27 protein-coding genes, 1 pseudogene and 1 riboswitch are annotated in these 25,453 nt (G+C 59.3%); of the genes and pseudogenes, 13 read left to right on the plus strand and 15 right to left on the minus strand.

The window, feature by feature from the left end; genetic code table 11:
• Nucleotides 1–85: 85 nt before the first annotated feature.
• On the plus strand, nt 86–604 hold the full coding sequence (locus tag DFS28_RS20905; protein ID WP_111451273.1) for an acyloxyacyl hydrolase: 519 nt from the start codon (nt 86–88) through the stop codon (nt 602–604).
• Between the two features lie 130 nt (nt 605–734).
• Here the strand turns inward: DFS28_RS20905 and DFS28_RS20910 are convergent, their stop codons facing one another.
• The 6 genes from DFS28_RS20910 to DFS28_RS20935 all read right to left on the minus strand — a co-directional run bounded on the left by DFS28_RS20910 (nt 735) and on the right by DFS28_RS20935 (nt 6,475).
• Nucleotides 735–1,040, minus strand: coding sequence for a YkgJ family cysteine cluster protein (locus tag DFS28_RS20910; RefSeq protein WP_008153413.1), 306 nt, complete (start codon nt 1,038–1,040; stop codon nt 735–737).
• Nucleotides 1,041–1,171: 131 nt separating this feature from the next.
• Nucleotides 1,172–1,951: an SDR family oxidoreductase gene (locus DFS28_RS20915; protein WP_111451274.1), complete on the minus strand. Its 780-nt coding sequence runs from the start codon at nt 1,949–1,951 to the stop codon at nt 1,172–1,174.
• A 13-nt stretch (nt 1,952–1,964) separates the two neighbouring features.
• Nucleotides 1,965–3,410 (minus strand): deoxyribodipyrimidine photo-lyase, encoded by a 1,446-nt coding sequence (phrB, locus tag DFS28_RS20920; RefSeq protein WP_111451411.1) that lies wholly within the window; start codon nt 3,408–3,410, stop codon nt 1,965–1,967.
• 34 nt (nt 3,411–3,444) lie between these two features.
• Nucleotides 3,445–4,386, minus strand: coding sequence for a MerR family transcriptional regulator (locus DFS28_RS20925; RefSeq protein WP_111451275.1), 942 nt, complete (start codon nt 4,384–4,386; stop codon nt 3,445–3,447).
• A gap of 10 nt (nt 4,387–4,396) precedes the next feature.
• Complete coding sequence (locus DFS28_RS20930) at nt 4,397–5,356, minus strand: DUF523 and DUF1722 domain-containing protein (protein WP_111451276.1); 960 nt, start codon at nt 5,354–5,356, stop codon at nt 4,397–4,399.
• A gap of 132 nt (nt 5,357–5,488) precedes the next feature.
• Nucleotides 5,489–6,475 carry an NAD(P)/FAD-dependent oxidoreductase gene (locus DFS28_RS20935; RefSeq protein WP_111451277.1) on the minus strand — a complete coding sequence of 329 codons (987 nt, stop codon included), beginning with the start codon at nt 6,473–6,475 and terminating at the stop codon, nt 5,489–5,491.
• Between the two features lie 196 nt (nt 6,476–6,671).
• On the opposite strand from DFS28_RS20935, the gene DFS28_RS20940 reads away from it, so the two are divergent.
• Complete coding sequence (locus DFS28_RS20940) at nt 6,672–7,574, plus strand: TIGR01777 family oxidoreductase (protein ID WP_111451278.1); 903 nt, start codon at nt 6,672–6,674, stop codon at nt 7,572–7,574.
• Nucleotides 7,575–7,587: 13 nt separating this feature from the next.
• On the plus strand, nt 7,588–8,613 hold the full coding sequence (gene hemH, locus DFS28_RS20945) for a ferrochelatase (protein WP_111451279.1): 1,026 nt from the start codon (nt 7,588–7,590) through the stop codon (nt 8,611–8,613).
• A 114-nt stretch (nt 8,614–8,727) separates the two neighbouring features.
• Here the strand turns inward: hemH and DFS28_RS20950 are convergent, their stop codons facing one another.
• Nucleotides 8,728–10,002 (minus strand): uracil-xanthine permease family protein, encoded by a 1,275-nt coding sequence (locus DFS28_RS20950; RefSeq protein WP_111451280.1) that lies wholly within the window; start codon nt 10,000–10,002, stop codon nt 8,728–8,730.
• 2 nt (nt 10,003–10,004) lie between these two features.
• On the minus strand, nt 10,005–10,643 hold the full coding sequence (gene upp / locus DFS28_RS20955) for a uracil phosphoribosyltransferase (protein WP_008025893.1): 639 nt from the start codon (nt 10,641–10,643) through the stop codon (nt 10,005–10,007).
• A 164-nt stretch (nt 10,644–10,807) separates the two neighbouring features.
• Between upp and DFS28_RS20960 the strand changes: the two genes are divergently transcribed.
• Together DFS28_RS20960 and DFS28_RS20965 are read left to right on the plus strand one after the other, a co-directional pair.
• Nucleotides 10,808–11,365, plus strand: coding sequence for a hypoxanthine-guanine phosphoribosyltransferase (locus tag DFS28_RS20960; protein ID WP_111451281.1), 558 nt, complete (start codon nt 10,808–10,810; stop codon nt 11,363–11,365).
• A 4-nt stretch (nt 11,366–11,369) separates the two neighbouring features.
• Entirely contained in the window at nt 11,370–11,843 is a 474-nt protein-coding gene (locus DFS28_RS20965; protein ID WP_111451282.1) for a WbuC family cupin fold metalloprotein, read from the plus strand.
• Between the two features lie 7 nt (nt 11,844–11,850).
• Here DFS28_RS20965 and dauA read toward each other — a convergent pair whose 3' ends face one another.
• Nucleotides 11,851–13,572 (minus strand): C4-dicarboxylic acid transporter DauA, encoded by a 1,722-nt coding sequence (dauA, locus tag DFS28_RS20970; protein WP_111451283.1) that lies wholly within the window; start codon nt 13,570–13,572, stop codon nt 11,851–11,853.
• Nucleotides 13,573–13,723: 151 nt separating this feature from the next.
• On the opposite strand from dauA, the gene DFS28_RS20975 reads away from it, so the two are divergent.
• Both DFS28_RS20975 and DFS28_RS20980 read left to right on the plus strand, forming a co-directional pair.
• Nucleotides 13,724–14,209, plus strand: a complete 486-nt coding sequence (locus tag DFS28_RS20975; protein ID WP_111451284.1) for a hypothetical protein — start codon at nt 13,724–13,726, stop codon at nt 14,207–14,209.
• Between the two features lie 63 nt (nt 14,210–14,272).
• Nucleotides 14,273–14,560: a PA4642 family protein gene (locus tag DFS28_RS20980; RefSeq protein WP_111451285.1), complete on the plus strand. Its 288-nt coding sequence runs from the start codon at nt 14,273–14,275 to the stop codon at nt 14,558–14,560.
• Nucleotides 14,561–14,763: 203 nt separating this feature from the next.
• Here the strand turns inward: DFS28_RS20980 and mqo are convergent, their stop codons facing one another.
• Nucleotides 14,764–16,272, minus strand: a complete 1,509-nt coding sequence (mqo, locus tag DFS28_RS20985; RefSeq protein ID WP_111451286.1) for a malate dehydrogenase (quinone) — start codon at nt 16,270–16,272, stop codon at nt 14,764–14,766.
• 740 nt (nt 16,273–17,012) lie between these two features.
• The gene (locus DFS28_RS20990; protein ID WP_111451287.1) at nt 17,013–17,246 is read right to left on the minus strand and encodes a hypothetical protein; all 234 of its coding nucleotides are present in this window, start codon (nt 17,244–17,246) and stop codon (nt 17,013–17,015) included.
• A gap of 202 nt (nt 17,247–17,448) precedes the next feature.
• Here DFS28_RS20990 and DFS28_RS20995 point away from each other — a divergent pair, with 202 nt between their 5' ends.
• Both DFS28_RS20995 and DFS28_RS21000 read left to right on the plus strand, forming a co-directional pair.
• Nucleotides 17,449–18,033 carry a YajG family lipoprotein gene (locus tag DFS28_RS20995; protein WP_033061281.1) on the plus strand — a complete coding sequence of 195 codons (585 nt, stop codon included), beginning with the start codon at nt 17,449–17,451 and terminating at the stop codon, nt 18,031–18,033.
• Nucleotides 18,034–18,369: 336 nt separating this feature from the next.
• Nucleotides 18,370–18,654 carry a hypothetical protein gene (locus DFS28_RS21000; protein ID WP_111451288.1) on the plus strand — a complete coding sequence of 95 codons (285 nt, stop codon included), beginning with the start codon at nt 18,370–18,372 and terminating at the stop codon, nt 18,652–18,654.
• Between the two features lie 65 nt (nt 18,655–18,719).
• Here DFS28_RS21000 and DFS28_RS21005 read toward each other — a convergent pair whose 3' ends face one another.
• Complete coding sequence (locus DFS28_RS21005; RefSeq protein WP_178082222.1) at nt 18,720–19,883, minus strand: 1-acyl-sn-glycerol-3-phosphate acyltransferase; 1,164 nt, start codon at nt 19,881–19,883, stop codon at nt 18,720–18,722.
• A 142-nt stretch (nt 19,884–20,025) separates the two neighbouring features.
• Between DFS28_RS21005 and DFS28_RS21010 the strand changes: the two genes are divergently transcribed.
• Genes DFS28_RS21010 through DFS28_RS21020 form a run of 3 tightly spaced genes read left to right on the plus strand, consistent with a single transcriptional unit; the run spans nt 20,026 to nt 21,140 of the window.
• Nucleotides 20,026–20,208 carry a CPXCG motif-containing cysteine-rich protein gene (locus tag DFS28_RS21010; protein ID WP_008153387.1) on the plus strand — a complete coding sequence of 61 codons (183 nt, stop codon included), beginning with the start codon at nt 20,026–20,028 and terminating at the stop codon, nt 20,206–20,208.
• A gap of 12 nt (nt 20,209–20,220) precedes the next feature.
• Nucleotides 20,221–20,481: a putative signal transducing protein gene (locus DFS28_RS21015; RefSeq protein WP_111451290.1), complete on the plus strand. Its 261-nt coding sequence runs from the start codon at nt 20,221–20,223 to the stop codon at nt 20,479–20,481.
• Between the two features lie 35 nt (nt 20,482–20,516).
• Nucleotides 20,517–21,140 (plus strand): SOS response-associated peptidase, encoded by a 624-nt coding sequence (locus DFS28_RS21020; RefSeq protein ID WP_111451291.1) that lies wholly within the window; start codon nt 20,517–20,519, stop codon nt 21,138–21,140.
• A gap of 126 nt (nt 21,141–21,266) precedes the next feature.
• On the opposite strand, the gene DFS28_RS31235 is transcribed toward DFS28_RS21020, so the two are convergent.
• A complete protein-coding gene (locus DFS28_RS31235; RefSeq protein ID WP_370695251.1) occupies nt 21,267–22,109 on the minus strand; it encodes a methyl-accepting chemotaxis protein in 843 nt (280 codons plus the stop codon).
• Between the two features lie 15 nt (nt 22,110–22,124).
• A pseudogene (locus DFS28_RS31240) lies at nt 22,125–23,582 on the minus strand (HAMP domain-containing protein); the annotation flags it as partial.
• A gap of 99 nt (nt 23,583–23,681) precedes the next feature.
• On the opposite strand from DFS28_RS31240, the gene DFS28_RS21030 reads away from it, so the two are divergent.
• Nucleotides 23,682–24,500, plus strand: coding sequence for a M48 family metallopeptidase (locus tag DFS28_RS21030; protein WP_111451412.1), 819 nt, complete (start codon nt 23,682–23,684; stop codon nt 24,498–24,500).
• A 129-nt stretch (nt 24,501–24,629) separates the two neighbouring features.
• Here DFS28_RS21030 and DFS28_RS21035 read toward each other — a convergent pair whose 3' ends face one another.
• Complete coding sequence (locus DFS28_RS21035; protein ID WP_008155932.1) at nt 24,630–25,214, minus strand: TMEM165/GDT1 family protein; 585 nt, start codon at nt 25,212–25,214, stop codon at nt 24,630–24,632.
• 89 nt (nt 25,215–25,303) lie between these two features.
• Nucleotides 25,304–25,426: riboswitch (yybP-ykoY riboswitch) on the minus strand.
• Nucleotides 25,427–25,453: the final 27 nt, after the last annotated feature.

A 25,453-nucleotide genomic window follows, 5' to 3' on the forward strand; every position in this document is an offset into this window, starting at 1 on the left:
GGGTGAACTTCTGATTAATCGTCGACTTCTATAGCGTCAAGCAACAAAAAAACCTTACGAAATCGTTCGGAAAAGGATGTTTCTAATGAAGCGACTATTCTGCTTGGCCGCGATTGCGGCTGCACTGATGGGGCACAGTTTTACCGCACAAGCGGCAGGCGTGGAGTTCGCGGTCGGAGAGACCAGCGACTCGACCATGACCTATCGACTGGGCATGCAATTCGATTGGGACAAGAGCTGGTTGCAGAGTGATATCGGTCGTGTGACCGGTTACTGGAGCGGTGCCTACACCTATTGGGAAGGCGACACGACCTCCAGCAACCACAGCCTGTCGTTCTCGCCTGTGTTTGTTTACGAGTTTGCCGGTCAGAACGTCAAGCCGTACCTGGAGGCCGGGATTGGCGTGGCGTTGTTCGCTCATAGCGAACTTGAAGACAACAACCTCGGTGGTGCTTTTCAGTTCGAAGACCGATTCGGCTTTGGTCTGCGCTTTGCGGGCGGACATGAAGTCGGGATTCGTGCGACGCACTACTCCAATGCCGGTCTTAACAGTTACAACGACGGCGTAGAAAGCTACTCGCTGCACTACACGATGCCGCTCTAAGCACACTGCCCAATCAATGTGGGAGCGGGCTTGCTCGCGAAAACGGTGTGCTAGTCAACGATGATGTCAGCTGACAGTCCGCTTTCGCGAGCAAGCCCGCTCCCACATTGGATATTCATTGGTCTGACTTTCAGCGATACGCCGTGGTAATCCCTTGGCGTTCGTCGATGCATTCTGGTGCGCCCATCTCGAACTCCCGGCAGATCAACGGGCGTTTTTCATAGATGGTGCACATCATCGTGTTGCGATCCAGCGCGGCGCACCAGCCGTCATCCAGACGCAGCATGACTTCCCCACCCCAGTCATCGGTATCGATAAAACGTTCGGGCACGCCCGTGTCCGTGATCAGCATGACTTCGAGCTGACAGCAGCAAGCTGCGCAGGTCGAGCATGTGACCGCAGGCTCGGCGATTTGCGTATGGGGAATGGTTTTCATGGCGCCCAGTGTAAGGCACTGAGCCGGTGCTGTGTGAAAGGCCTGACGGACGCTTGGTTACCGGTTCGAACAGGGTGATCTTATGGCTGCGATTTAGCAGCCATAAGATCAGCCTTGAGAGGCAGGTGATTTCACGGCTGGTCCTTGATCGGCGGATTGCTGCGCACCATGCGTTTGCCGATTGCCAGTTTTCCTCGGTTGGGTCTTGTCGACAATGGCCAGTGGTCGGCCATGAACAACGCCGGAAAGGCTATCTCCAGTGGACGATTCTTGAGTTCGGCGAAGATGTAGCGTGCGGACTTGTCCACCGGCCAGCTGAGTGGCATGGAAACGTTGTGCGCCGTCAGCGGCGTCTCGACAAACCCCGGGCTGACCACGGTGACTTCGATACCTTGCGGTGCAAGATCGATTCGCGACGATTCAAACAGGTAACGCAGCCCGGGTTTTGAGGCACCATGCGCCTCGGACCGTGGCAGCGGCAGGTAGGTGACCGAGCTGGCGACGCCCACCAGATACGGCGCGGTGCCGGCGCGCAAGAGCGGCTGGGCAGCCTGGATGCAATAGCTGCTGGCAAGCAGGTTGGTGCGCACTACGTGCTCGACGATCGATGAATCGAACTGCTGAACGTCGACATATTCGCAAGTGCCGGCGTTGATAATCACTGTGTCCAGAGCTCCCCACGCCTCGGCGATCTGTTCGCCGATTTCTCGCACGGTCTGGCTGTTGGTCAGGTCACCGGCCACCACCAGCACTTGTCCCGGATAACGCTGGGACAAGACTTTGAGTGGCGCCACCGAGCGAGCGCTCACCGCGAGGTGAGCACCGGTTTTCAGTATTTCTTCGGCCAGCGAGGCGCCAATGCCGTTACTGGCACCTGTCAGCCAGTAGCGCCGTGGAGGTGTAAAACTCATCCCATTTTCCTTTTCAGTCAGGCAATCGCCCGGCAGGTTGTCGTGATGGCAGGTTCTTGAACGCGGCCAGCGCCCGTTGGCGAGAGCTGCTCAGATTGACGATCGGTGACGGATAATCCGCTACGCCGAACAGGCCGCCGAGGTTCGCCGGGTTGTGCACATCCTTCTTGTTCAGCCCGGCCAGTTCCGGCAGCCAGTACTTGATGAACAGCCCCTCGCTGTCGAATTTCTCCGACTGGCTCAGCGGGTTGAAAATCCGGAAGTAGGGCGCTGAATCGGTGCCAGTGGACGAACTCCACTGCCAGCCACCGTTGTTCGCCGCCAGGTCGCCATCGATCAGATGACGCATGAAAAAACGCTCGCCTTCACGCCAGTCAATCAGCAGGTTCTTGGTCAGGAACATTGCCACCACCATGCGCAGACGGTTGTGCATCCAGCCGGTTTCAAGCAATTGACGCATGGCCGCGTCGATAATCGGCAGGCCGGTACGGGCTTCTTGCCAGGCCAGGAGTTCATTCGGGGCATCGCGCCAGGCGAGGGCTTCGGTTTCCGGTCGGAAGGCGCGATGACGCGAGACCCGTGGGTAGCCCACCAGAATGTGTTTGTAGAATTCGCGCCACAGCAATTCGTTGATCCAGGTGACGGCGCCGACCTTGCCACTTTCGAACTCGCCCTGATTGCTTTGCAGCGCGGCGTGCAGACATTGGCGGGGGGAAATCACCCCGGCGGCGAGATAGGCCGACAGCTGACTGGTGCCCGGTTTGGACGGGAAATCGCGTTCGTTTTTGTAGTCGTCGATCTGGGCATCGGCGAAGGTGTCGAGGCGACGGTGGGCTTCGGCTTCACCGGCAGGCCATAGACTGCGCAAGTTGTCGCTGGGCGTTGCGAAACCTTCAACGTTTGATGGGATCTTGTCGCTGCTGATCGCCAGCGGCGCCTGCACGGCAGGTGCTGGGACCCGCTTCGGCAACGACCCGCGCAGACGGTCGTAACACGCCTTGCGGAACTGGCTGAACACCTGAAAGTAAGTGCCCGTTTTGGTCAGTACGGTGCCCGGTTTTAACAGCAGTTGATCAAGGTAGCTAAAAAAGTCGATGGCATTGGCTTTCAGTGTTTCGGCCACCGCTGCGTCACGACGGCTTTCATGAATGCCGTATTCCTCGTTGACGTGCACCGCGCCAATCTTCAATTGTTGGCAAAGATCGAACAGCACCCTGGGTGCCTCATCCCAGCGAGATGCCTTGCGGATCAACAAGGGAATGTTCAGCTCATCCAACGCGCCGCGTAACTCGCTCAGGTTGCGTAGCCAGAAATCCACTTTGCATGGCGCATCATCGTGCTCCAGCCATTGCTCCGGGCTCAGCAGGTACACCGCCACAGTCGGGCCGCGGGCCGCGGCGGCCGAGAGGGCGGTGTTGTCCTGTAGGCGCAAGTCGCTACGCAGCCAGATCAATTGCACAGAGGTGTCCGCACGATTCATTAAAAATTCGCCATTAAATGAGCCCACGCTGAATCAGGCCCTGATGCGCTGCTAACGGATCTTCAGCCAGGAACAAATCAGTAATCTTGAACGTTCGTGCGGACAACTCGGTGTGATGGATACATACCGTTGGTCCGGCAATCATTTTTGGGCAACTGACACCATTCAAAAGTTTCGGCAGCTGCGAAAGATTCATCGCTTTGCTGGAATACAGCAGTACGCCGCGGGCTTGCAGATGATCGACCGCCAGCGAGAGTTCGCCAGCGGGGAGCGGCCAGTCAAACACTTCCACCGGGCAATCGGCGCTGCTGATCAGCCAGGCGGTCAGCCACAAGTGAGGTTCCAGTGGCAGGTCCGAGTGATTGATCAACAACAGTGGCGCGGTGCGTAACTGACGGTTGTTATGGTAGATGCGTGCGCCAAATTTGCTGCGTAACCAGGAGTAAAAAAACACTTGCTCCATCTGCGCGCCGAACTGGCCTTGCCAGCGTTGTTCCAGTTCAGCCAGCAAGGGCATCAGCAGTTGTGCGCACAAGGTCCGTGGTGGATACAGCGCCATGGCCTGATTGACCGTGTCATCGACGGTGCGTTCGTTCAGTTGAGTGACCGCTTGCAGCAGCGTATGGCGCAGCACGTGCCAATCGCTTTCGACGGATTCGGTAAAGGCCTGCGGGGTGTCGAGCAGTGGCTTGACCTGGCTGACGGCCACGCCGCGGTTGAGCCAGGTGAGGATCGTCAGGATGCGTTGAACGTGTTCGGCAGAGAACAGTCGATGACCCTTGGGCGTGCGTTGCGGCACGATAAGGCCATAACGCCGTTCCCAGGCTCGCAGGGTGACGGCGTTGACACCAGTCTGCCGCGCGACCTCACGGATTGGCAGCCAGCCTTCGTCGAGAGCTTTCTTGAAGTCGGCGCCGGGGTCTTCGCTGGCGCTGGTGTCGAGTGGGCTTTTCATTGGATTGGCATTAGATTGCGTTTCGCAGGCTGAGATTTTCCGGATGCGGTTGCAGGTAAACCTGTTGCGCAATGTAGGGATCCGGGTGTTGACGGAAGTAGTGTTTGAGCAGCGTCAACGGCACCACCAACGGCACGCCGCCGTGGCGGTACTGGCCGATGACGTGTTGCACTTCCTGTTTGTCTTCAGGGCTGATGGTCTGTTTGAGATAGCCACTGATGTGTTGCAGGACGTTGGTGTGGGTGCGGCGGGTGGCGCATTTTTTCAAGGCCGCCATCAGCTCGCTGAAGTAGCGTGGGCCGAGTTCGTTCGGGTCGGTCTGGCCCATGTTGCCCAGCAGGTTACCCAGGGTTTTGTACTGCACCGGGTTGTGGGCCATCAGCAGGTATTTGTAGCGCGAGTGGAAGTCCGTGAGGCCACGGCGAGTCAGGCCGTCGCGCAGCAACTGCTGCCAGGCACTGTAGGCGAACACGCGGGTGAGGAAGTTTTCTCGCAGCACCGGGTCGTTGAGTCGCCCGTCTTCTTCAACCGGTAAATCCGGATGCCGCGCGCAGAACGCCTGGGCGTAGATGCCGCGGCCACCACCGTCCACCGGCGCACCGTTGGCGTGGTAGACCTTGACCCGATCCAGGCCGCATGACGGGGATTTCTGCATGAAGATGTAGCCGCAGATGTCGCCCAGTTCCGCGGCCATTTTCTGACCGAACTCGGCGAGCGGCAGGGTGACATTGAGTGTTGTGTTAACGGTACCGATGGCTTCTGGATGTTGTGGATCGCCCACCAGACGGATCGGTTCACGGGGAATGCCGAGACCGATGGCGACTTCCGGACAGACCGGAACAAAATCGAAATAGTCGGTGAGGGTGCGACTGCACAACTGCGAGGCCTTGTGCCCGCCGTTGAAGCGCACTTCTGCACCCATCAGGCAGGCGCTGATGGCGATCTTCGGTTTCACGGTGACGTGGGGCATCGGAGCACCTCGAATCTAAACCTGTACAGACTGTTCGGTCTGTACAACATAACTTCATCATAGATTCAAAGGTGTACAAGTCAAATTATTTGTATAAGTTTTACCGTCGGCCTCCTCCCGGATTAATGCGGTTCACTGCAAATGTGCGTGCAAGCGGCGGGCGGCTTCCTGGCCGCTGAGCCAGGCGCCTTCGACACGACCGGACAAGCACCAGTCGCCACACACATAGAGGCCCAGATCGGCATCGGCCAGGGCTCCCCATTCATGGCTGCTGGCGGGCCGGGCGTAGAGCCAGCGGTGCGCAAGGCTGAAGGTCGGGGCGGGCATGGAGTCGTGCAGCAGCTCGGCAAATGCGCCGTGCAATTGCTCGATCACCGCTTCCTTGGACAGGTCGATATGTTGCCGGCTCCAGGCACTGGTCGCATGCAGCACCCATGTATCGAGGGTGTTATCGCGCCCGGGTTTGCTGCGGTTGCGAGCCAGCCAGTCGAGTGGACTGTCCTGTACGAAGCAGCCTTCCATGGGCGTATCCAGCGGTGTCTCGAATGCCAGCGCGACAGCCCAGGTCGGGTCCATTTTCACCCCGGCGGCGGCACCGGCGAGTTTCGGCGCGGTGGCCAGCAGTGCAGTCGCCTGAGGCGCCGGCGTGGCGATAATCACATGACTGAACGGGCCGTGGGTGAAGCCTTCGGCGTCCTGCAGATGCCAGTGCTCCTCGCCGCGATAGACCTCGGTAATGCGGCAGGCGAAATGCACTTCCAGGTCGCCGAGCAAGCCGCGGGTGATCGCGCTCATGCGCGGCGTGCCGACCCAGCGAGTCTGTTCGTCCGGCGACAGGTTGAGCTGGCCGCCATGGTAGGTGTAGAGCTGCGGCATCCATTCAGCGACCCAGCCGTTGCCTTGCCAGCGCTGGACTTCAGTGACGAAGCGGCGATCGCGGGCGGTGAAATATTGCGCGCCCATGTCCAGAGCCCCCGCATCGCTGCGCTTGCTTGACATGCGTCCGCCACTGCCGCGGCTTTTATCGAAAAGTTGAACGACATGCCCGACCTCTGTAAGGGCCTGGGCGGCGGAGAGTCCGGCGATGCCGGTGCCGATGATTGCGATAGGTACAGTCATAGGGGCCTCGTTTACCTTTCTGTACAGACTACGCCGTGGATGAAACCTGTACAATATTGTTTTTTGGTATAACTTTTAGCGTTCTCGTTCTGACAGCTTGGCCTATTGTTAAACACAGAGCCTGCCCGATACCAAAGATCCCTGCATATAAAAATAGACTAGTGATCAAGGTAAAACGCCACGCGAGGAAGAAGTCATGCACATATTGCTGACCGGCGGTACTGGTTTGATAGGACGTCAGCTCTGCCGACACTGGTTGAGTCAGGGACATCGTTTGACTGTCTTGAGTCGCACACCTGAAAAAGTCGCAAAAATTTGCGGTGCGCAGGTGCGGGGAATCGCACAGTTCGAGGATATTGGACAAGAAACCGTTGATGCCATTATCAATCTGGCGGGCGCACCGATTGCCGACCGGCCATGGACCTCCAAACGCAAAGCGCTGCTCTGGAGCAGCCGGATCACGCTGACCGAAACCCTGCTGGCCTGGCTCGAAAGCCGCGAGCACAAACCTCAGGTATTAATCTCGGGCTCCGCCATTGGTTGGTACGGCGATGGGGGCGAGCGGGAGTTGACTGAAAAATCCCCGCCCGTCATCGATGATTTCGCCAGCCAGTTGTGCATTGCCTGGGAGGAAACGGCCCAGCGCGCCGAGGCATTGGGCATTCGCGTGATTCTCATCCGCACCGGGCTGGTGTTGTCGGCAGAGGGCGGCTTTTTGTCGCGGCTGTTGCTGCCGTTCAAAGTGGGGCTGGGCGGGCCTATCGGCAGTGGCCGGCAGTGGATGCCGTGGATTCATATCAACGATCAAATCGCCCTGATTGATTTTCTTCTGCATCAGGAAGACACCAGTGGTCCTTATAATGCCTGCGCGCCCAAGCCGGTGCGCAACCGCGAATTCGCCGATACGTTGGGCCGCGTGTTGCACCGCCCGACGTTCATGCCCATGCCGGCCCTGGCGTTGAAGGTGTGTCTGGGCGAGTTGTCATTGCTGTTGCTGGGCGGCCAGAAGGCCGTACCGGCTCGCTTGCTGGAAGCGGGTTTCACTTTCCAGTTCACTGATTTGCGCGCGGCTCTGGACGACCTTTCCAGCCGCCTTTGAAATAGGACGTTGCATGACCGATCACGCATTGCTTCTGGTCAATCTGGGCTCACCGGCTTCCACCTCGGTGGCGGATGTGCGCAGTTACCTCAATCAATTTCTGATGGACCCGTATGTGATCGACCTGCCATGGCCGGTGCGACGTTTGCTGGTGTCGCTGATCCTGTTCAAGCGCCCGGAGCAGTCGGCCCACGCCTACGCCTCGATCTGGTGGGAGGAGGGCTCGCCGTTGGTGGTGCTCAGCCGTCGCCTGCAACAGGCCATGACTGCCCAGTGGCACCACGGGCCGGTGGAACTGGCGATGCGTTACGGTGAGCCGTCGATGGAGTCGGTGCTGGTGCGCATGGCAGCCCAGGGTCACAAGCGGGTCACGCTCGCGCCGCTCTATCCACAGTTCGCCGACAGCACGGTGACCACGGTGATCGAGGAGGCCAAGCGGGTAGTCCGCGAGAAGCGGCTGGACGTGCAGTTGTCGATTCTCCAGCCGTTCTACGATCAACCGGAATACCTCGATGCGCTGGTCGCCAGCGCCAAGCCGTATTTGCAGCAGGATTACGATCACCTGCTGTTGAGTTTCCACGGTTTGCCGGAGCGGCACCTGACCAAAATCGACCCTACCGGTCACCATTGCTTCAAAAGCGACAATTGCTGCCAGAACGCTTCGCCAGAAGTCTTGGCGACTTGCTACCGCGCCCAATGCCTGCGCACGGCGTCCGAGTTTGCCAGGCGGCTGGGGCTGCCGGACGGCAAGTGGTCGGTGTCGTTCCAGTCGCGTCTGGGGCGGGCCAAATGGATCGAACCCTACACCGAAGCGCGCCTTGATGAGTTGGCTGGAATGGGCGTGAAGAAAGTGCTGGTGATGTGCCCGGCATTTGTCGCCGATTGCATCGAGACGCTGGAAGAGATCGGTGATCGCGGCAAGGAGCTGTTCCGCGAGGCGGGGGGAGAGGAGTTGGTGCTGGTGCCGTGTCTTAACGACGATCCGCAGTGGGCGCGGGCGTTGAGCACCTTGTGCGAGCGAGCGCCGCTGGCACTTTAAAAGCATTGCGAGCAAGCCCGCTCCCACATTTGATCTGAGTACACCGAATATCAAATGTGGGAGCGGGCTTGCTCGCGAAGGCGTCCTGTCAGTCAGCGATAATCTTGAGCCTGCTTACAGCAGCGATTCACTCGCCTTCTTGTGCTTCCAGCTGTCATTACCCGGCAGCAACAGGTTCAGCGCAATTGCCGTCACCGCGCACAGGGCGATGCCTTTGAGGCCGAAGTCGTCCGGCCCTGTGCCGGTGCCGACCAGTACGCCGCCAATCCCGAACACCAGGGTCACCGAGACAATCACCAGATTTCGTGCTTCGCCCAGGTCGATCTTGTGGCGAATCAGCGTGTTCATGCCCACCGCCGCGATCGAGCCGAACAACAGGCACAGAATCCCGCCCATCACCGGTACCGGAATGCTTTGCAGCAGCGCGCCGAACTTGCCGATGAACGCCAGGCTGATGGCGAATATCGCCGCCCAGGTCATGATCTTGGGGTTGTAGTTCTTGGTCAGCATCACCGCGCCCGTCACTTCGGCATAGGTGGTGTTGGGTGGACCGCCAAACAGGCCGGCTGCGGTGGTGGCAATGCCATCACCGAGCAGGGTGCGGTGCAGGCCGGGTTTCTTCAGGTAATCGCGACCGGTCACGCTACCGACAGCGATCACGCCGCCGATGTGCTCGATGGCCGGAGCCAGGGCCACTGGAACGATGAACAGAATCGCCTGCCAGTTGAATTCCGGCGCGGTGAAGTGCGGGATTGCAAACCACGGTGCAGCAGCAATTTTCGCGGTATCAACGACGCCGAAGTAGAACGCCATCGCAAAACCCACCAGCACGCCCGAGATGATCGGCACCAGGCGGAAGATGCCTTTACCGAACACCGCGACGATCAGGGTGGTCAGCAACGCTGGCATCGAGATCAGCATCGCCGTCTGATAATGGATCAGTTCGGTGCCATCGCCAGCCTTGCCCATCGCCATGTTGGCGGCGATCGGCGCCATGGCCAGGCCGATGGAGATGATCACCGGGCCAATCACCACTGGTGGCAGCAGACGGTCAATGAAACCGGTGCCTTTGATCTTCACCGCAAGGCCGAGGAAGGTGTAGACGAAACCGGCCGCCATCACGCCACCCATGGTCGCCGCGAGACCGAATTGGCCCTTGGCGAGAATGATCGGGGTGATGAAGGCAAAGCTCGACGCCAGGAACACCGGCACCTGACGCCCGGTGACGATCTGGAACAGAATCGTCCCCAGGCCTGCGGTGAACAGCGCCACGTTCGGGTCGAGGCCGGTAATCAACGGCATTAACACCAGAGCGCCGAAGGCCACGAACAGCATCTGCGCACCCGACAGCACCGTGCGCCAGAGCGGATCGTTAAACTCTTGCTGCATGCTCAAGCGTCCTTCTGCTTGGTGCCGAAGATCTTGTCACCGGCATCGCCCAAGCCTGGAATGATGTAACCGTGTTCGTTGAGTTTTTCGTCAATGGACGCGGTGTAGATGGTCACGTCCGGGTGAGCTTTCTCTACCGCGGCAATGCCTTCAGGGGCCGCCACCAGCACCATCGCGCGGATATCCCGGCAACCGGCCTTTTTCAGCAGGTCGATGGTCGCGACCATGGAACTGCCGGTGGCGAGCATCGGGTCGATGATCATCGCCAGGCGTTCGTTGATTTCCGGAACCAGTTTTTCCAGGTAGGTATGAGCCTGCAGCGTTTGTTCATTGCGAGCCACGCCCACGGCGCTGACTTTGGCGCCCGGGATCAGGCTCAGCACGCCTTCAAGCATGCCGATACCGGCGCGCAGGATCGGTACTACAGTAATTTTCTTGCCAGCGATTTTCTCGACCGACACCGTGCCGCACCAGCCTTCGATGTCGTAGCTTTCCAGCGGCAGGTCTTTGGTGGCTTCATAGGTCAGCAGGGCACCGACTTCCTGAGCGAGCTCACGGAAATTCTTCGTGCTGATGTCGGCGCGGCGCATAAGGCCGAGTTTATGGCGGATCAGCGGATGGCGGATCTCGAGGATGGGCATGGGAAAGGCTCCGGCGGCGGGCAAAAAAACCGGCCTAGATTAATCTATCCGAGGGTGTTGTCCTATAGACATTCAGAACGTTAGTCCACAAACGCTTGATCTGGCCTCGCTTGATGCGTACCTTTGCCCGCTTTTCCTGAACCGCCACCCCCCTGGAGAACGCCATGCCCGCAGATCTCGAGCATATCCGTCAAATCATGCGAGAGGCTGACTGCCTGTACACCGAAGCAGAAGTCGAGGCGGCCATCGCCCGCGTCGGTGCACAAATCAACGACCAGCTGGCTGAAAGCAATCCGGTGGTGTTCTGCGTGATGAACGGCGGGCTGATTTTCTCCGGCAAGCTGCTGACCCATCTGAACTTCCCGCTGGAAGCGTCCTACCTGCACGCCACTCGTTATCGCAACGAAACCAGCGGCGGCGACCTGTTCTGGAAAGCCAAGCCGGAAGTGTCGTTCCTCGACCGCGACGTGCTGATCATCGACGACATCCTCGATGAAGGTCACACCCTGGGCGCGATCATCGACTACTGCAAACACGCCGGCGCCCGCGCTGTGCACACCGCCGTGCTGATCGACAAGGACCACGACCGCAAGGCTCGCCCGGACCTGAAAGCCGATTTCGTCGGCCTGCCATGCATCGACCGTTACATCTTCGGCTACGGCATGGATTACAAAGGCTACTGGCGTAACGCCAACGGGATTTTTGCTGTTAAAGGTATGTAAGAAAATGAGCGCTCCGAGCTTTCTCGATCAAACCCTGTTCGCTGAATTGGCCGAGAAAGCAGCAGCCAATCCTCGTGGGCGTCAGCATCACAACCTCCATCAGATGGAAGATGCCTGTCATCGCATGGTGGTTGGCTTGCAGCCCGACACCTATATCCCGCCTCACCGGCACTTGGGGGAAAACAAGGCTGAAACCTTGTTGGTCCTCAAAGGGCGACTGGGTGTGTTGATCTTCGATGAGTCAGGCGCGGTGGTGAATAAACAAATCCTGCAGGCTGGTGGCGACTGTCTCGGCGTGGACCTGCCAGCCGGCGTGTTCCATGGCCTGGTGGTACTGGAAGCGGACAGCCTGATGTTCGAGTGCAAGGCGGGCCCGTATCGCCCGGTCGGTGACGGTGAGCTTGCTCACTGGGCGCCGCGCGAAGGCGAGCCTGGTGTGGCTGAGTATCAGGCGTGGATGCGCGCGCAGTTCACCTGAAGCGCGCTCAATTTCCCCCGGCCAGCCAGCGCTCGCTTTTGCGACGAGCCTGTTCCAGGTTGTTCACGTAGGCCAACTGACGCTGCTCCCGATGGATGCCCGCGCGCCTGAGCTTCAGGCGCACCCGTGGGGCGGTCGCCACTAGAATCAGGCCAATGCCGTCTTTGCGGTAATCCCTCAGGATATTGTCGAAGGCTGCCAGCGCGGTCATGTCCAGCATCGGCACGGCGCTCATCTCGACGATCACCACTTTGACCTCCGGACTGAATTTGCGTAGCACCCCCAGGGCTTTTTCGGCAGCACCGAAGAACAGCGGCCCGCGTATCGCATAGCAACGAACATGCGCCGGCATGTCCTTCAAGGCTTGATGGAAGCCGCGGGGCAGTTCGGCGGTGTCCGTGAGATCGCTCATGCGCTTGATAAATAACCCGGCGGCCAGCAGCAGGCCGACGGCGACGGCCATCACCATGTCGAACAACACGGTCAGGCTCAGGCAGGTCAACAAGACCAGCACATCGCTGCGGGGCGCGATGCGTAAGGTATGCAGCACGTGCCGGGCCTCGCTCATGTTCCACGCCACCATCACCAGCAACGCGGCCAGTGCAGCCATCGGCAGGTAGCTGAAAAGCGGTGCGAAAACGAGTATCGCCATCAGTACCACCGCGCTGTGAATAATGGCGGCCAATGGCGAAAAGGCCCCACTGCGCACATTGGTGGCGCTACGGGCGATCGCCGCCGTGGCGGTAATGCCGCCGAACAGCGGTGCGATCAGGTTGCCCAGGCCCTGGCCCAGCAGTTCTGCATTCGGGTCGTGTTTGCTGCCGGTCATGCCATCCGCCACCACCGCACACAACAAGGATTCGATGGCCCCGAGCATGGCAATGGCGAACGCCGGCGCCAGTAGCTGACGGATCAAGTCGTAAGACAGGTGCAGAGGCTGGCCGTCGGGGCCGGAAAGGTTCCACGGCCAATCGAAGCGCGGCAGAAATGGCGGAATCCCGGGATGGCTGACGCCTTCGACCATATAGCTGAAACGCTCGCCCAATGTCGCCACCGGCAGCCCGCCGTGCTCCAGCGCCAACCCCAGCAGCGCGCCGATGGTCAGCGCCACCAGATGCCCCGGAATCCTCGGTACCCACCGTGGCCAGACAATCAGAACGGCCAGGCAGGTGATGCCGATGATCCCGTCCCCCAACCGGGCGCTGGGCAACGCCAGAATCAGTACACCCAGCTGTTCGATGTAGTGTTCTGCCTGGCCGGCGGTGTTCAGGCCCAGCAAGTCCTTCAATTGTAGGGTTGCGATGACAATACCGATCCCGGCGGTAAAGCCCAGGGTGACCGGATACGGAATGTACTGGATCAACCGCCCGGCTCTGATCAGCCCCAGGGCAATGAGGATGACGCCGGCCAGCATGGTGCACAGCAGCAGGCCGCCCAGGCCATATTGTTGGGTGATGGGCAACAGAATGACCACGAACGCAGCGGTCGGTCCGCTGACATTGAAACGCGAACCTCCTGTCAGGGCGATCAGGGGCGCGGCGATTAGCACCGTATACAACCCATGCTGAGGCGGCACCCCCACGGCAATCGCCAGGGCCATGGCCAGCGGGATGGCGATAATCCCTACCGTTACGCCGGCACTGATGTCGCCGCGTAAGCGTCTGAGGGTGTAGCCGGCGCGCCAGGTCTGACGCCAGGCTGCGAACAACGGGGGAACGGAGAACGACATGAACACTCCACGGTAGACGGCGCGCCGTTGAACGACGGCTGAAAGCTCTTCCAGTTTGGTCAGCTTCGTACTGCGAAGTATTGACCCATATCGCTAATTCGCGCGGTTGATCCTCATGCTAGAGTGCTCGGCTTCGCCTTGGGAGCCTGTCATGAGCCTTTTGATCCGTAGCTGCGCCGCCCTGTTGCTGACCGTCAGCCTGCCTCTGGCGGCTGCCCCGGCGCCGATGCACGCGCAGTTCCTGCCCCCGGATGACCTGACCCTGCGTGACGCCGAACCCGAGCAGCAACAGCTGTTGCAGGTCACCGAGTACTCGGTGGTGATCGGCAGCCAGCGCCAGTCCAACCAGCAGCCGATTCCGGTGACTTCACCGTTGCTGATCCGCCTCAAGGGCAAATCCTTGAACAAGGGCGCGACCATCAATCAGGTGCTGGTCAATTTCGATGGCGAAAGCAAAAGCCTGAAAAAGCCGATCTACGACGACAAAAGCAAAACCCTGACGCTGTTTTACCCGATGGCTCAGTACCGGGTGGTGATCGACTTGTTGCGCAATGAAACGGTGTATTGCCAGTTCCTCAGCTATGCCAACGGTCATGTCTGGGCCGATCTGCACACGGGTGCTGTTCGTCCGCGTTGAGCCCGGTGGCAAGGGAGGGGTAAACTGCCCGCCCCGTGAAATGTCTGCGAGCTGGAGTCGGCAATGCGTAAAGATAAGAAGCAAGTGATTGGTGACGAGATCGGCGATGAGCAGATCAAGCTGTTCCTCGATTTCGAACCGGTCGACGCCACGTCGCCGTCGCTGCACAAACTGATCAAGGCCTACCGCGGCCTGCGCATCGATGACTTCGGGCGTTTTCTGACGTTCTTCGTCGAAGCCGGCCTGGATCTGGACGGCAAGGATGAGCACGGCAATGACTTCGTCACCCTGATCAAGGATCAGCGTAATGCGGCCGAGTACATCGAACTGATCGCCAAGGCTCGCGGTTAATTATTGCCTGACTGGGGTGGTGTTTGTGCTGGCCCCTTCGCGAGCAAGCCCGCTCCCACATTAGACCGCGATCAAAATGTGGGAGCGGGCTTGCTCGCGAAGGCGGTGTAAGTAACACCGAAGATCTTAGAGCCATCAGTTTCGCCGCCCATAAAAAAACGCCCCGCTCTCAATGAGAACGGGGCGTTTTTTATGCGGCCGAATCAAGCGTAGCTTTCGGTCTCATTGCTGGCTTCAACCAGTTCCAGCGCGACGTTGTTCTGCACATTGATCTTGCGATACAGCGCAGCGTCGGTTTCCAGGACTTTTTCCCGAGCAGGGAAGATTTCCGCCAGTTTGGCAGCCCACTCACCGGAAGCCTTGTTCGGGAAGCATTTTTCGATCAGTTCCAGCATGATCGAAACGGTCACCGACGCGCCTGGCGAAGCGCCGAGCAGAGCAGCAAGGCTACCGTCCTTGGCCGCGACCAGTTCGGTACCGAACTGCAGAACGCCGCCCTTTTTCGGGTCTTTCTTGATGATCTGCACCCGTTGGCCGGCCACTTCCAGGCGCCAGTCTTCGGCTTTCGCCAGTGGATAGAAGCGACGCAAGGATTCCAGGCGCTGTTCCATCGATTGCATCACTTCGCTGACCAGGTACTTGGTCAGGTCCATGTTGTTTTTCGCCACGGCCAGCATCGGGCCGATGTTGCCGGCGCGAACCGACATCGGCAGGTCCATGAAGGAACCGTGCTTGAGGAACTTGGTGGTGAAACCGGCGTAAGGTCCGAACAGCAGGGACTTCTTGCCATCGACTACGCGGGTGTCCAGGTGCGGCACCGACATCGGAGGCGAACCCACCGCCGCCTGGCTGTAAACCTTGGCCTGGTGGTGTTTGACCACTTCCGGGTTGTCGCAACGCAGCCACTGGCCGCTGATCGGGAAGCCGCCGAAGCCTTTGCTTTCTTCGATGCCCGAAGCTTGCAGCAGCGGCAGTGCCGCGCCGCCAGCGCCGAGGAACACGAATTTCGCGTCGACGTCACGGGAGTTACCGCTGTTGACGTCCTTGATGCTGACAGTCCAGCCGCCGTTGTTGCGCTTCAGGCCGGTCACGCGCTTGCAGTACTTGACCTGGGCATCGGGTGCGCTGGTCAGGTGCTTGAGCAGTTGATTGGTCAGGGCGCCGAAGTTGACGTCGGTGCCGTTCATGACGCGGGTGGCGGCGACGACTTCGTCGGCCGGCCGGCCAGGCATCATCAGCGGCATCCACTCGGCCATGGTGGCCTTGTCTTCGGTGTATTCCATGTCCGAGAAGGCGTGGTGCTTGCTCAGCGTCTTGAAGCGTTCCTTGAGGAAGGAAACGCCATCTTCGTTCTGGACAAAGCTCAGGTGCGGCACCGGGCTGATGAACGTCTTGCACGAGCCGAAGGTGCTTTTCCTGGTCAGGTAGGACCAGAACTGCTTCGACACCTCGAACTGGGTGTTGATGTGCACGGCTTTCTTGATGTCGACGGTGCCGTCGGCGGCCTGCGGCGTGTAGTTGAGCTCACACAGCCCGGCGTGACCGGTACCGGCGTTGTTCCACGGGTTCGAACTCTCCGCGGCACCGGAATCCATCAGCTCGACGACTTCCAGCTTGATCGCGGGGTCGAGCTCTTTGAGCAGTACAGCGAGGGTGGCACTCATGATGCCGGCCCCAACCAGTACTACGTCGACTGCTTCGTTATGCGCCATTTAACGCGTCTCCAAAATCTGCAGCACCAAATTGTCGGCATGGCTGCCAGGTGTTCAGGGGCGTGTCAGTGATGCCCCAAGTACTCATGGCAGTATCGCCATGTCCGAATCTTCGCAATTTTTTGCAACTTCGACGGACGCTACCGGCCGGGTCTAAAAGAGTTACATGAACTCACTTCAACGCGCGGCTGGCAATTCGACTTATGGTCGATACATCCGTTTGTGCAACCAAATCCGTAGAGGACAGGCTTCAGGATCCGGTGTTCGAGGCGTACTCGGTCCTGTGTCGTTGGGCTGTTTCAGACGCTAATGGTGCATATTCAGACGCAAAACTATTCATTTGCTCGCCACACTCTTGTGAAGTTGTGAAAACCCGTTTTTTTCACGCTCTTTTGAAGACGTGAACCTCAAAAAAGGGCTGCCCCAGCCTGGCACCGTGCCCGGATGGATTGCCGCCATGGGATACATGACAGGCAAAACGGGCAAACAGCTCAGTGACCGAGCGTAATGACAGCTCTGCAGATTCGCGAAAAGTGGGGTTTTTGCTCAAGGAACAGCAAGCGCGCCAGCTTCACTCGATCTGTGTGGGCGGCTCTCTGTAGGGCGGTGCGGGGTGTCAATACAAGCGCATTGACGATGCTGCGAGGCCCGATCAGGAGACGTCCTTATAATCGGGGGGAGATTGTAGCGAAGAAACGCAGGGAAATGGTCGTGTTTAATGACTTTTATTAGGTGTTCGGTCAGGTGGTCAACCCTTGCTGAGCCCGCGCACGCGGCTGGCGCTGGCTTACACAGGCGCTAGGGGGCAGGGGGTGGTGTAACCAATTGAGACGGATTTCTTCGATTTCGACCCAGTCATCGCCCATGGGCTGAAGGCTGCACTGTTTGAACGCCTGACAGTGGCCGTTGTGGTCGAGCAGGGCGAAGCAGCGATGCAGAGGACGTGGATTGAACAGCGAGATGAGATAGCGCATGGCGAAGTACCCTGTAGGTGGCTCCTATGAAGATAGCCAGCAAACCGTGACGTGCAAGTGTATGGGCGGTGACATATCTGTGACAGGAACCCGCTTCCCAAGGGTTTGTCAGACATTTCAGTAATCACTGAAGGGCTCTAGTTAGCCGCAGTGGCGCACCGCTATACTGCGGGCCTTAGTGCCTGATTCTGGAGAGAAGCGCATGTTGCAACGCCTGTTGTTCGGTTTGATCACTGTGACCAGTTTGACCCTGGTCGGCTGCGCCCACAGCCCGCAACAACTGAATCCGGAGCCCAAGCTGACGACTCAGCTGGCACCGGTCGGCCATGGTCAGCCGGTGGTGGTGCGTGTGGTGGACGGTCGTCCGTCGCCGACTCTGGGCACCCGTGGTGGCCTGTACCCTGAGACCAGCGCGATCACCGTGCAGGGCGCGCAAATTCTGCCGAAGTTGCAGGCTCAGGCCGAAGCGGCCGTGCGGTTGTTGGGCTTCACCCCAACCTCCAATGCGCTGAATGCTCCGCAGTTGACCGTGACCTTGGCCGAACTGAAGTATCAGTCGCCTAAAGAAGGCATGTATGTGACTGAAGCCACCATTGGCGCGACGTTCCGCTCCGATGTGCAGAATGCCAACCGTCGCTACAGTGGTCGTTATGGTGCGTCCCTGGATCAGCGTTTTGGTATGGCGCCAAATCAGGAAACCAACACCAAGCTGGTCAGCGATGTGTTGAGCGATGCATTGACGCGTCTGTTCAAGGATCCGACGATTGGTCAGATTCTCGGCGAATAAACGTTCGCCGGACTCAAAAAAAGCCCGGAGCCAGCAATGGCCCCGGGCTTTTTCATACGAGCTGATTTTTGGCGGGACTGCACCGATCCCCTGTGGGAGCGGGCTCGCTCGCGAAGGCGGTGTGTCAGTCAACATCAATGCAGTTGATACACCGCCATCGCGAGCAAGGGATTGCTTATGAACAAAAAACCAGAGGGCGGCACCGTCAAATAGGACAGGAGTCGGTCAATTCGTTCGTTATTTGTCGGAAAGCAAGGGCACAAGGTGAGGCTTTCGGTAGAATTCGCGCCGCAGTCGTCGGTTCGACGTCTGCCACCTGTTTTGCTGAGGTCCGTGATGTCGTTGCATTTGATTTCGCTGTTTACCAACCATCCCGCCAAGTTGATCAACCTGTTGGCCTTGTTGTTGGCCTTTCCGGGCGGCTGGTTGCTGCATGCCACTCGTCGCCGCGAACAGCGCGCGCTGGCCATTCTCGAAACGCAAAGCCAGAACCGTCGTATCGATGAACCGACGTTGATGCTGGATGGGGCGACCTTGCGCATGAACCGGTTTTTCTATCGATTCGGTTTTGCCTGCCTGGGGTTGGCGCTGCTGGTGTCGTGGATCAGTACGCGCTTCTGACAGCAAAATACACAGCAAATGAAAACGGCGCCCGAGGGCGCCGTTGTCGTATCCAGCCAAAACCCTTACAGCGGCAAACCTGCTTTGACACGGTACTGATTGCGCACCGGCGTCGCGTATTGCAGGACCATGAACGGACGATGCTCCTCAGGGCACGCGTCCAGACGCTGTTGCCATTGCTCCTGAGCCTTGGCCAGTTCGTCGGCCGCAAACACTTCAGAGGCTTTCGGCACCTGCAATTGCGGGTCGGCGTCTTTCCACTGGGCGTAGGCCAGGTAATGCACCGGGAACAGGCGGTAGCCGCCGAGGATCTGCCGATCTATCTCGATCGCCAATTGCTTGGTGTCGTCGAACAGCTCGGTGATCGGCGAGGCGAAGTTCACATGCACCCGGCCCTTGTAGCCGGTGATGCCCTTGGCGATGCTCACATCGTCCTCGCCCGGTACTTTGGTGTAGCTGCCGGTGGTGGCGCGGATGAACAGCTCGCGAGCCTTGGCTTGATCGCACGGGTCATATTCGTAGCTGATCGACACCGGGGTGAGGTTCAACGACTGAATGACTTCGCCGAACGGCTCGTCCTTGCGGCTCATATGGAACATCTTGAGGATGGCCGACTCGGTGCGGTCGTCGCCGTCCTTGGCCCGGCCTTCGGCCTGGGCGATCCAGATCGAAGCGCAATCGTTGCGGATCGAGTGGTTGATGTAGGCCGACAGCAGCTGATACGCCGCCATCTTCTCGCGTCGACCGGTGATCGAACGGTGCACGATAAAGCTCTTGTTCAGGCGCATCAGATCGCTGACGAAGGGCTTTTGCAGCAGGTTGTCGCCGATCGCGATGCGCGGTGTCGGCAGGCCGGCGTGGTACACGGCGTAGTTGACGAAGGCCGGGTCCATCACGATGTCGCGGTGGTTGGCGATGAACAGGTAGGCGCTGCCTGACTTGAACTGCTCGACGCCGGTGTACGTCACACCGTCCGTGGCTCGCTCGATGGTGTGGTCGACGTACATCTCGACTTTATCCTGCAACGTGGCCACCGACGTAACGTCGGCGAACTCACGGCGCAGCCGATGAGCTATAAGAGGTTTGAGCATCCAGCCGAAAGCACCGGCAAAACGCGGGAAGCGGAAGTGGATGAGGATATCTAGAAACGCCTTGTCGCCGAGCAGCCGGTCCAGCACCGCAGGGACTTCGCTGTCATTGTAAGGTCGGATGGCATCGAATTCGCCCATCATGCTCTCTTGTTAGAAACGGCTAGGGTAAGTAAAGGTTTTGATCGAAAACCAACGGGGCACGGTCTGAAAAGTTAGCCAGACAAAAATAGCCCTGCAAATAGACCGGCGATTATACGCACAAGTCACCTGGGAGACCGCGATGCTGGAAACCGAGCGCTACGAATGTCCGTATTGTGGTGAAGAGGCTGAGGCCGTTCTGGACTTGTCCGGTGGCGATCAGACCTATATCGAGGACTGTCCGGTGTGTTGTCGCCCCATCACGTTTGTCTTGCAGACTGACGGTCAGGAATGGTTGCTCGAAGTTCACAGCGAAAACGAATGAAAGGGGCACCCCATGCAGCGAATCTACGAGCCGGAAAACCTCATGGAAGGTGAGTTGCTGCAAAGCATGTTGGCCAGCGAGGGCATTGAAGCGCATCTGGTGGGGCGCGATTTGCTCGGTGGCAGCGGCGAATTGCCGATCTTCGGCCTGCTGGGCCTGTCGGTCGATAACGACGAGGCTGAATACGCCCGGGAGCTGATCACCGCGTACAATGCCGCGCTGCCACTGCCCGACGATGAACCGGAAAGTTTTCCTGGCACGCTGGTCTGTTAGGCTGACGTTCGTTTTATCAAGAGTCGTGTTGCCCCATGTGTGGACGTTATGCCCTGTTTCGCTGGAATCCCGCCTTCGCGGCCCTGCCTGGCTTCCCCGCCGATCAGCAGGCCCAGTGGAATATTTCTCCCAACGATTCGGTGTTGATGCTGCGCGCCGGCGTTGAGGGTCAGCGAGAGTTGGCCCGCGCGCGCTGGGGGTTGACGCCGCCGTGGCTGACCGATTTGTCCCGAACGCCAGCCCATGCCCGGGCTGAAACCGTCGCTGAACAACCGATGTTTCGCCAGGCCCTGCGCGAACGCCGTTGCCTGTTGCCGGCCAATGGTTTTTACGAATGGCGCGGCACCACACGCAAGCGTCCGTATTGGCTGACACCGGGGGAGGGCTCGGCGCTGTTCTTTGCGGCGATTTGGGAAGCGTATCCGGTGCAGGAGCAGGTGTGGCTGAGTACAGCGGTGATCACTCAACCGGCGGCGAGTCAGCGCCGGCCGTTGATTCTCGATGCGGCGGGGCAGGAGGCGTGGCTCAATCCAGAGACTCCATTGCATGCCTTGCAAGCGTTACTCGCCAGTGAACCCGCGGCGTTGCGCGAGCGGGTGTTGGCGAATCTGGTGAATGATCCGAAGCTCAATGGGCCGGAGTGTCTTACTCCGGGTTGATGGGTTGTCTGTGCCGGCCCCTTCGCGAGCAAGCCCGCTCCCACATTTGATCTCCAGCGGCTACAAAATCAGCGAACTATGGAGATCCAGTGTGGGAGCGGGCTTGCTCGCGAAGGGGCCTTCGGATCAAACCTTGAACTGATTGATCAACCGCCGCTGCTGCTCAGCCAGCTTGGTCAGGTCCGCACTCGCTGCACTCGACTCATCCGCTCCGCCTGCCACTTCATTGGCCACTTGCCCGATGTTGATCACGTTACGGTTGATGTCATCAGCCACGGCACTCTGTTCCTCGGCCGCACTGGCAATCTGGGTGTTCATGTCGTTGATCACCGACACCGCCTGAGTAATCGTCTCCAGCGCCTCGGCCGCTTTCGCCGCGTGCTGCACGCTTTCGTCGGTACGGTTCTGACTGTCCTCCATCACCCGCACCACATCGCGCGTGCCTTGTTGCAGCTGCTGAATCATGGTCTGAATCTCTTCAGTGGCTTTCTGAGTCTTCTGCGCCAGGTTGCGCACTTCATCGGCCACCACCGCAAAACCACGTCCCTGTTCGCCAGCTCGTGCCGCTTCGATGGCGGCGTTCAAGGCCAGCAGGTTGGTCTGTTCGGCGATCCCGCGAATCGCCGTCAGGATCGCATTGATGTTCTCGCTGTCCTTGGCCAAGGTTTGCACCACGCCGACGGCCTTACCGATTTCTATCGCCAGTACGCCAATCGAGTTCGACGTATCGCGCACGATTTGCATGCCCTGCGCGGCGGCCTGATCGGCATGGCTGGCGGCTTGCGCAGCCTGGGTCGCGTTGCGCGCCACGTCCTGAGCGGTCGCTGTCATTTCATGCACCGCCGTGGCGACTTGATCAATCTCGGCCATTTGCTTGTGCACGCCGATATTGGTGCGAATGGCGATGTCGGCGGTGTGTTCCGACGAATCACTGACGCTCTGCACCGAAGTCACCACCTGGGTGATCATCACCTGCAACTTGGCCAGGAAGGTGTTGAAGCCTTTGGCGATCGAGCCCAGTTCGTCGGCGCGATCGCTGGTCAGGCGTCGAGTCAGGTCACCTTCGCCCTGAGCGATGTCGTCGAGCATGGCAACCATCTGTTTCAGCGGTCGGGCAATGCCGTGGCCCACCAGCCAGATCACCAGCAAGCCGATACCGGCAATCAACAAGCCGACCATGGCCATGCCGAAGGTGTCGGACTTGCGCTGGGCGTCCAGATCGCCCTGAAGTTTTTGCAGATCGGCCATCACCGCGTTCAGCGGCAGTTGCAGCATGAGGGTCCAGCGAGCGTCGGTCTGGCCGATGCCGAACGGCAGGTACAACTCGATCCGGCCCTGGGCCTTGTCGACGCTGTAGGTGACTTCGCCGCGCTTGAGATTGGCCATGTTGGCGATCTGCTGGCTGTCGAGGATGTCGCTGACCTTCTCGCCGAATTTGCTTGGGTCCTTGGTGTAGGCAACGATCCGGCTGTTGCTGCCAATCAGGGCCATTTCACCCGCGCCGCTGTACAACTTCTGATTCGCGCCGAGGAGCATTTCCTGAATGAAGTTCACCGACAGGTCGGCGCCGACGATCCCCTGGAAGGCTCCGTTGAGCATGATCGGTTCGATAAAGGAGGCGAGCATGACGATCTTGTCGCCGACCTTGTAGGGCGCCGGATCGATCACGCAGGACTTTTTGGTTTCTTTGGAACACAGGTAGTACTCGCTGGCACGCACGCCGGTGGACAGGGTTTTCTGGTCGTCGACGTCCACCAGTTTGTCCAGGCCCAGGCTGCCGTCTTCGTTGCGGAACCACCACGGCAGGAAGCGGCCGTTGCTGGCGTCGATGCCGACCACCTGGGTGCCGACGTAGGCTGCATCGTTGTGATCGAGGGCGTTTTTTTCCCAGCCGATGTAGGTGCCGAGAATTTTCGGGTTCTTGGTGACGTTTTCCTTGATCAGGCTGATCAATTGCTCACGGCTCAGGTTCAACTGCGGCTGGCCATCGGCGCCCGGGGTGCCGATCAATGCGTTGACTCGCACCAGTCCGCCGGCAATCAGCAGTGGCGCTTCGAGCTCGCGCTGGATCTGGCTGACCTGGGTTTGCGCCAGGGATGTCAGGCGTTGTTCGATGACTTGCTCGAATTGTGCCTGGGTCCGCTGCTGGACCATGTCTTGTGTCCGTGCGCCGGAAAACAGCGCGTACAGCACCAGGGCTGCCACGACACTAAGAACGATGGCGCCGGCGAGGGCCGCCACGGAAAACTGGATCGACTTGAATTTCATGGGGGCTCCGCACGCAAGAGGACGTCTGCGGTGGTGTATCGGCAGGGGGGATGATGGCCATGAGCGGAGGTTGGCGAATTGGCTGTTTTTGAGGGTTTGATGTCGCAAACGAATCATTGCGGGCCGTAATCGATCGCGGTGGACACCGTTATGTGAATTTTTTCCTGCGGCCATGAGAGCTTTGTCTTAAATGTGCGTCTACACCTCTGTGGTATCTGGCGTCGATACAATTCCACGCCTAGGATACGCGGCATGTTTTCAGGGGTTTTTTTGATGAACAAGACATTGGTTGTGTGTGCACTGAGCGCAGGTCTGCTGCTCGCCGGTTGTCAGTCGGTCAATACCACCAGCGGTGGCGCGGTGGGCGTTGAGCGCAAGCAGTACATGTTCAGTATGTTGTCGACCGACGAGGTCAACCAGATGTACGCCCAGTCTTATCAAAAGACTGTCGGAGAGGCGAACACCAAAGGCGTGCTGGACAAGACCAGTAACGAGGCTAAACGTGTCCAGGCGATTGCCGACCGGCTGATTGCCCAGGCGCCGGTTTTCCGTCCGGATTCGGCCCAATGGAAATGGGAAGTCAACCTGATCAAGAGCGACGAACTCAACGCCAATTGCGGGCCTGGCGGCAAGATCATTTTCTACACGGGGCTGATCGACAGCCTGCAACTGACCGACGATGAGATCGCCGCGATCATGGGCCACGAAATCGCCCACGCCCTGCGCGAGCATGGTCGTGAAGCGATGTCCAAGGCTTACGGCATCGAAATGGCCAAGCAGGGCGCCGGTGCCTTGTTCGGTCTGGGTCAGGACAGCCTGGCGCTGGCGGATACCGTGGCCAACTACGGCATGACCTTGCCCAACAGTCGCGCCAATGAAAACGAGGCGGACCTGATCGGCCTGGAACTGGCCGCTCGCGCCGGTTACAACCCGAACGCCGCGATCACCCTGTGGAACAAGATGACCAAGGCCTCGGAAGGTTCGCCGCCGGAGTTCATGAGTACTCACCCGGCGTCGTCGAGTCGTATTGCTTCCTTGCAGGCGGCGATTCCGAAAGTCATGCCGCTGTACGAGAAAGCCAGGAAATCCTGAGCCGATGATCGTTCCCACGCTCTGCGTGGGAATGCATCCTGTGACGCTCTGCGTCACGACGTTAAAGCGGACGCGGAGCGTCCAAGGCGGCATTCCCACGCGGAGCGTGGGAACGATCAGTGTCCCGAGTTACACCCAACCGCTGCTCTGCATCGCCTTGTACACCGCGACAATGGCGAGGATGAAGAATGCCGACGCCGCCAGGCGACGAATTAACGTCAACGGCAATTTATCCGCGGCAAAGTTACCCGCCAAAACCACTGGCACGTTGGCAATCAACATGCCGGCGGTAGTGCCGATGATCACCAGCCACAGTTCCGGGTATTGCGCCGCGAGCATCACCGTGGCGACTTGAGTCTTGTCGCCCATCTCCGCAAGGAAAAACGCGATCAGCGTGGTCAGGAACGGTCCGAACTTGCGGGCGGTGCTGGCTTCGTCGTCATCCATCTTGTCCGGCACCAGGGTCCACAATGCGGTCGCGGTGAAGCTCGCGGCGAGGATCCAGTGCAGCGTCGCATTCGAGAAGAAACTACCGACCCAGGCGCCTACCGCTCCGGCTGCTGCGTGGTTGGCCAGGGTTGCCGCGACGATACCGGCGATGATCGGCCAGGGTTTGCGAAAGCGAGCGGCGAGAATGAGCGCGAGCAGTTGCGTCTTGTCGCCGATTTCGGCCAAGGCAACGATTGCGGTGGGAACGAGAAGTGAATCCAGCATCAGGGTTTTCCTAAGGGGCGGGTCGACACGGCTATGACACGTACAGCCTTCCCGCCCCGGGTAAGGTGTTCGTGTCATAGGTCTTGTCAAACCCTGCGATCCGTCTGATGCGGACGCTTGGGTCGCATACGCCATGGTCTGTTGACCAAGTATGTTGACGTATGCCGGACGAGCATGGCGCTCGTGGGAGACTACTCCCCTAGGACGGAGCGGATTCTGCCTAGGCAAAATCCGTTAGG

The sequence above is a fragment of the Pseudomonas sp. 478 genome (assembly GCF_003254125.1).
Classification (GTDB): domain Bacteria; phylum Pseudomonadota; class Gammaproteobacteria; order Pseudomonadales; family Pseudomonadaceae; genus Aquipseudomonas.

Coding starts and splice junctions, on each gene's coding strand:
- DFS28_RS21015 (WP_111451290.1), top strand. CDS start 20,221: ATGCAGCGAATCTACGAGCCGGAAAACCTCATGGAAGGTGAGTTGCTG.
- DFS28_RS20995 (WP_033061281.1), top strand. CDS start 17,449: ATGTTGCAACGCCTGTTGTTCGGTTTGATCACTGTGACCAGTTTGACC.
- DFS28_RS21030 (WP_111451412.1), top strand. CDS start 23,682: ATGAACAAGACATTGGTTGTGTGTGCACTGAGCGCAGGTCTGCTGCTC.
- DFS28_RS21020 (WP_111451291.1), top strand. CDS start 20,517: ATGTGTGGACGTTATGCCCTGTTTCGCTGGAATCCCGCCTTCGCGGCC.
- mqo (WP_111451286.1), bottom strand. CDS start 16,272: ATGGCGCATAACGAAGCAGTCGACGTAGTACTGGTTGGGGCCGGCATC.
- DFS28_RS20910 (WP_008153413.1), bottom strand. CDS start 1,040: ATGAAAACCATTCCCCATACGCAAATCGCCGAGCCTGCGGTCACATGC.
- DFS28_RS21005 (WP_178082222.1), bottom strand. CDS start 19,883: ATGGGCGAATTCGATGCCATCCGACCTTACAATGACAGCGAAGTCCCT.
- DFS28_RS20930 (WP_111451276.1), bottom strand. CDS start 5,356: ATGCCCCACGTCACCGTGAAACCGAAGATCGCCATCAGCGCCTGCCTG.
- DFS28_RS20990 (WP_111451287.1), bottom strand. CDS start 17,246: ATGCGCTATCTCATCTCGCTGTTCAATCCACGTCCTCTGCATCGCTGC.
- upp (WP_008025893.1), bottom strand. CDS start 10,643: ATGCCCATCCTCGAGATCCGCCATCCGCTGATCCGCCATAAACTCGGC.
- DFS28_RS20915 (WP_111451274.1), bottom strand. CDS start 1,951: ATGAGTTTTACACCTCCACGGCGCTACTGGCTGACAGGTGCCAGTAAC.
- DFS28_RS20940 (WP_111451278.1), top strand. CDS start 6,672: ATGCACATATTGCTGACCGGCGGTACTGGTTTGATAGGACGTCAGCTC.
- DFS28_RS20935 (WP_111451277.1), bottom strand. CDS start 6,475: ATGACTGTACCTATCGCAATCATCGGCACCGGCATCGCCGGACTCTCC.
- DFS28_RS20950 (WP_111451280.1), bottom strand. CDS start 10,002: ATGCAGCAAGAGTTTAACGATCCGCTCTGGCGCACGGTGCTGTCGGGT.
- DFS28_RS20905 (WP_111451273.1), top strand. CDS start 86: ATGAAGCGACTATTCTGCTTGGCCGCGATTGCGGCTGCACTGATGGGG.
- DFS28_RS20925 (WP_111451275.1), bottom strand. CDS start 4,386: ATGAAAAGCCCACTCGACACCAGCGCCAGCGAAGACCCCGGCGCCGAC.
- DFS28_RS20960 (WP_111451281.1), top strand. CDS start 10,808: ATGCCCGCAGATCTCGAGCATATCCGTCAAATCATGCGAGAGGCTGAC.
- DFS28_RS21035 (WP_008155932.1), bottom strand. CDS start 25,214: ATGCTGGATTCACTTCTCGTTCCCACCGCAATCGTTGCCTTGGCCGAA.
- DFS28_RS20965 (WP_111451282.1), top strand. CDS start 11,370: ATGAGCGCTCCGAGCTTTCTCGATCAAACCCTGTTCGCTGAATTGGCC.
- DFS28_RS21000 (WP_111451288.1), top strand. CDS start 18,370: ATGTCGTTGCATTTGATTTCGCTGTTTACCAACCATCCCGCCAAGTTG.
- DFS28_RS20980 (WP_111451285.1), top strand. CDS start 14,273: ATGCGTAAAGATAAGAAGCAAGTGATTGGTGACGAGATCGGCGATGAG.
- hemH (WP_111451279.1), top strand. CDS start 7,588: ATGACCGATCACGCATTGCTTCTGGTCAATCTGGGCTCACCGGCTTCC.
- dauA (WP_111451283.1), bottom strand. CDS start 13,572: ATGTCGTTCTCCGTTCCCCCGTTGTTCGCAGCCTGGCGTCAGACCTGG.
- DFS28_RS20975 (WP_111451284.1), top strand. CDS start 13,724: ATGAGCCTTTTGATCCGTAGCTGCGCCGCCCTGTTGCTGACCGTCAGC.
- DFS28_RS21010 (WP_008153387.1), top strand. CDS start 20,026: ATGCTGGAAACCGAGCGCTACGAATGTCCGTATTGTGGTGAAGAGGCT.
- DFS28_RS31235 (WP_370695251.1), bottom strand. CDS start 22,109: ATGATCACCCAGGTGGTGACTTCGGTGCAGAGCGTCAGTGATTCGTCG.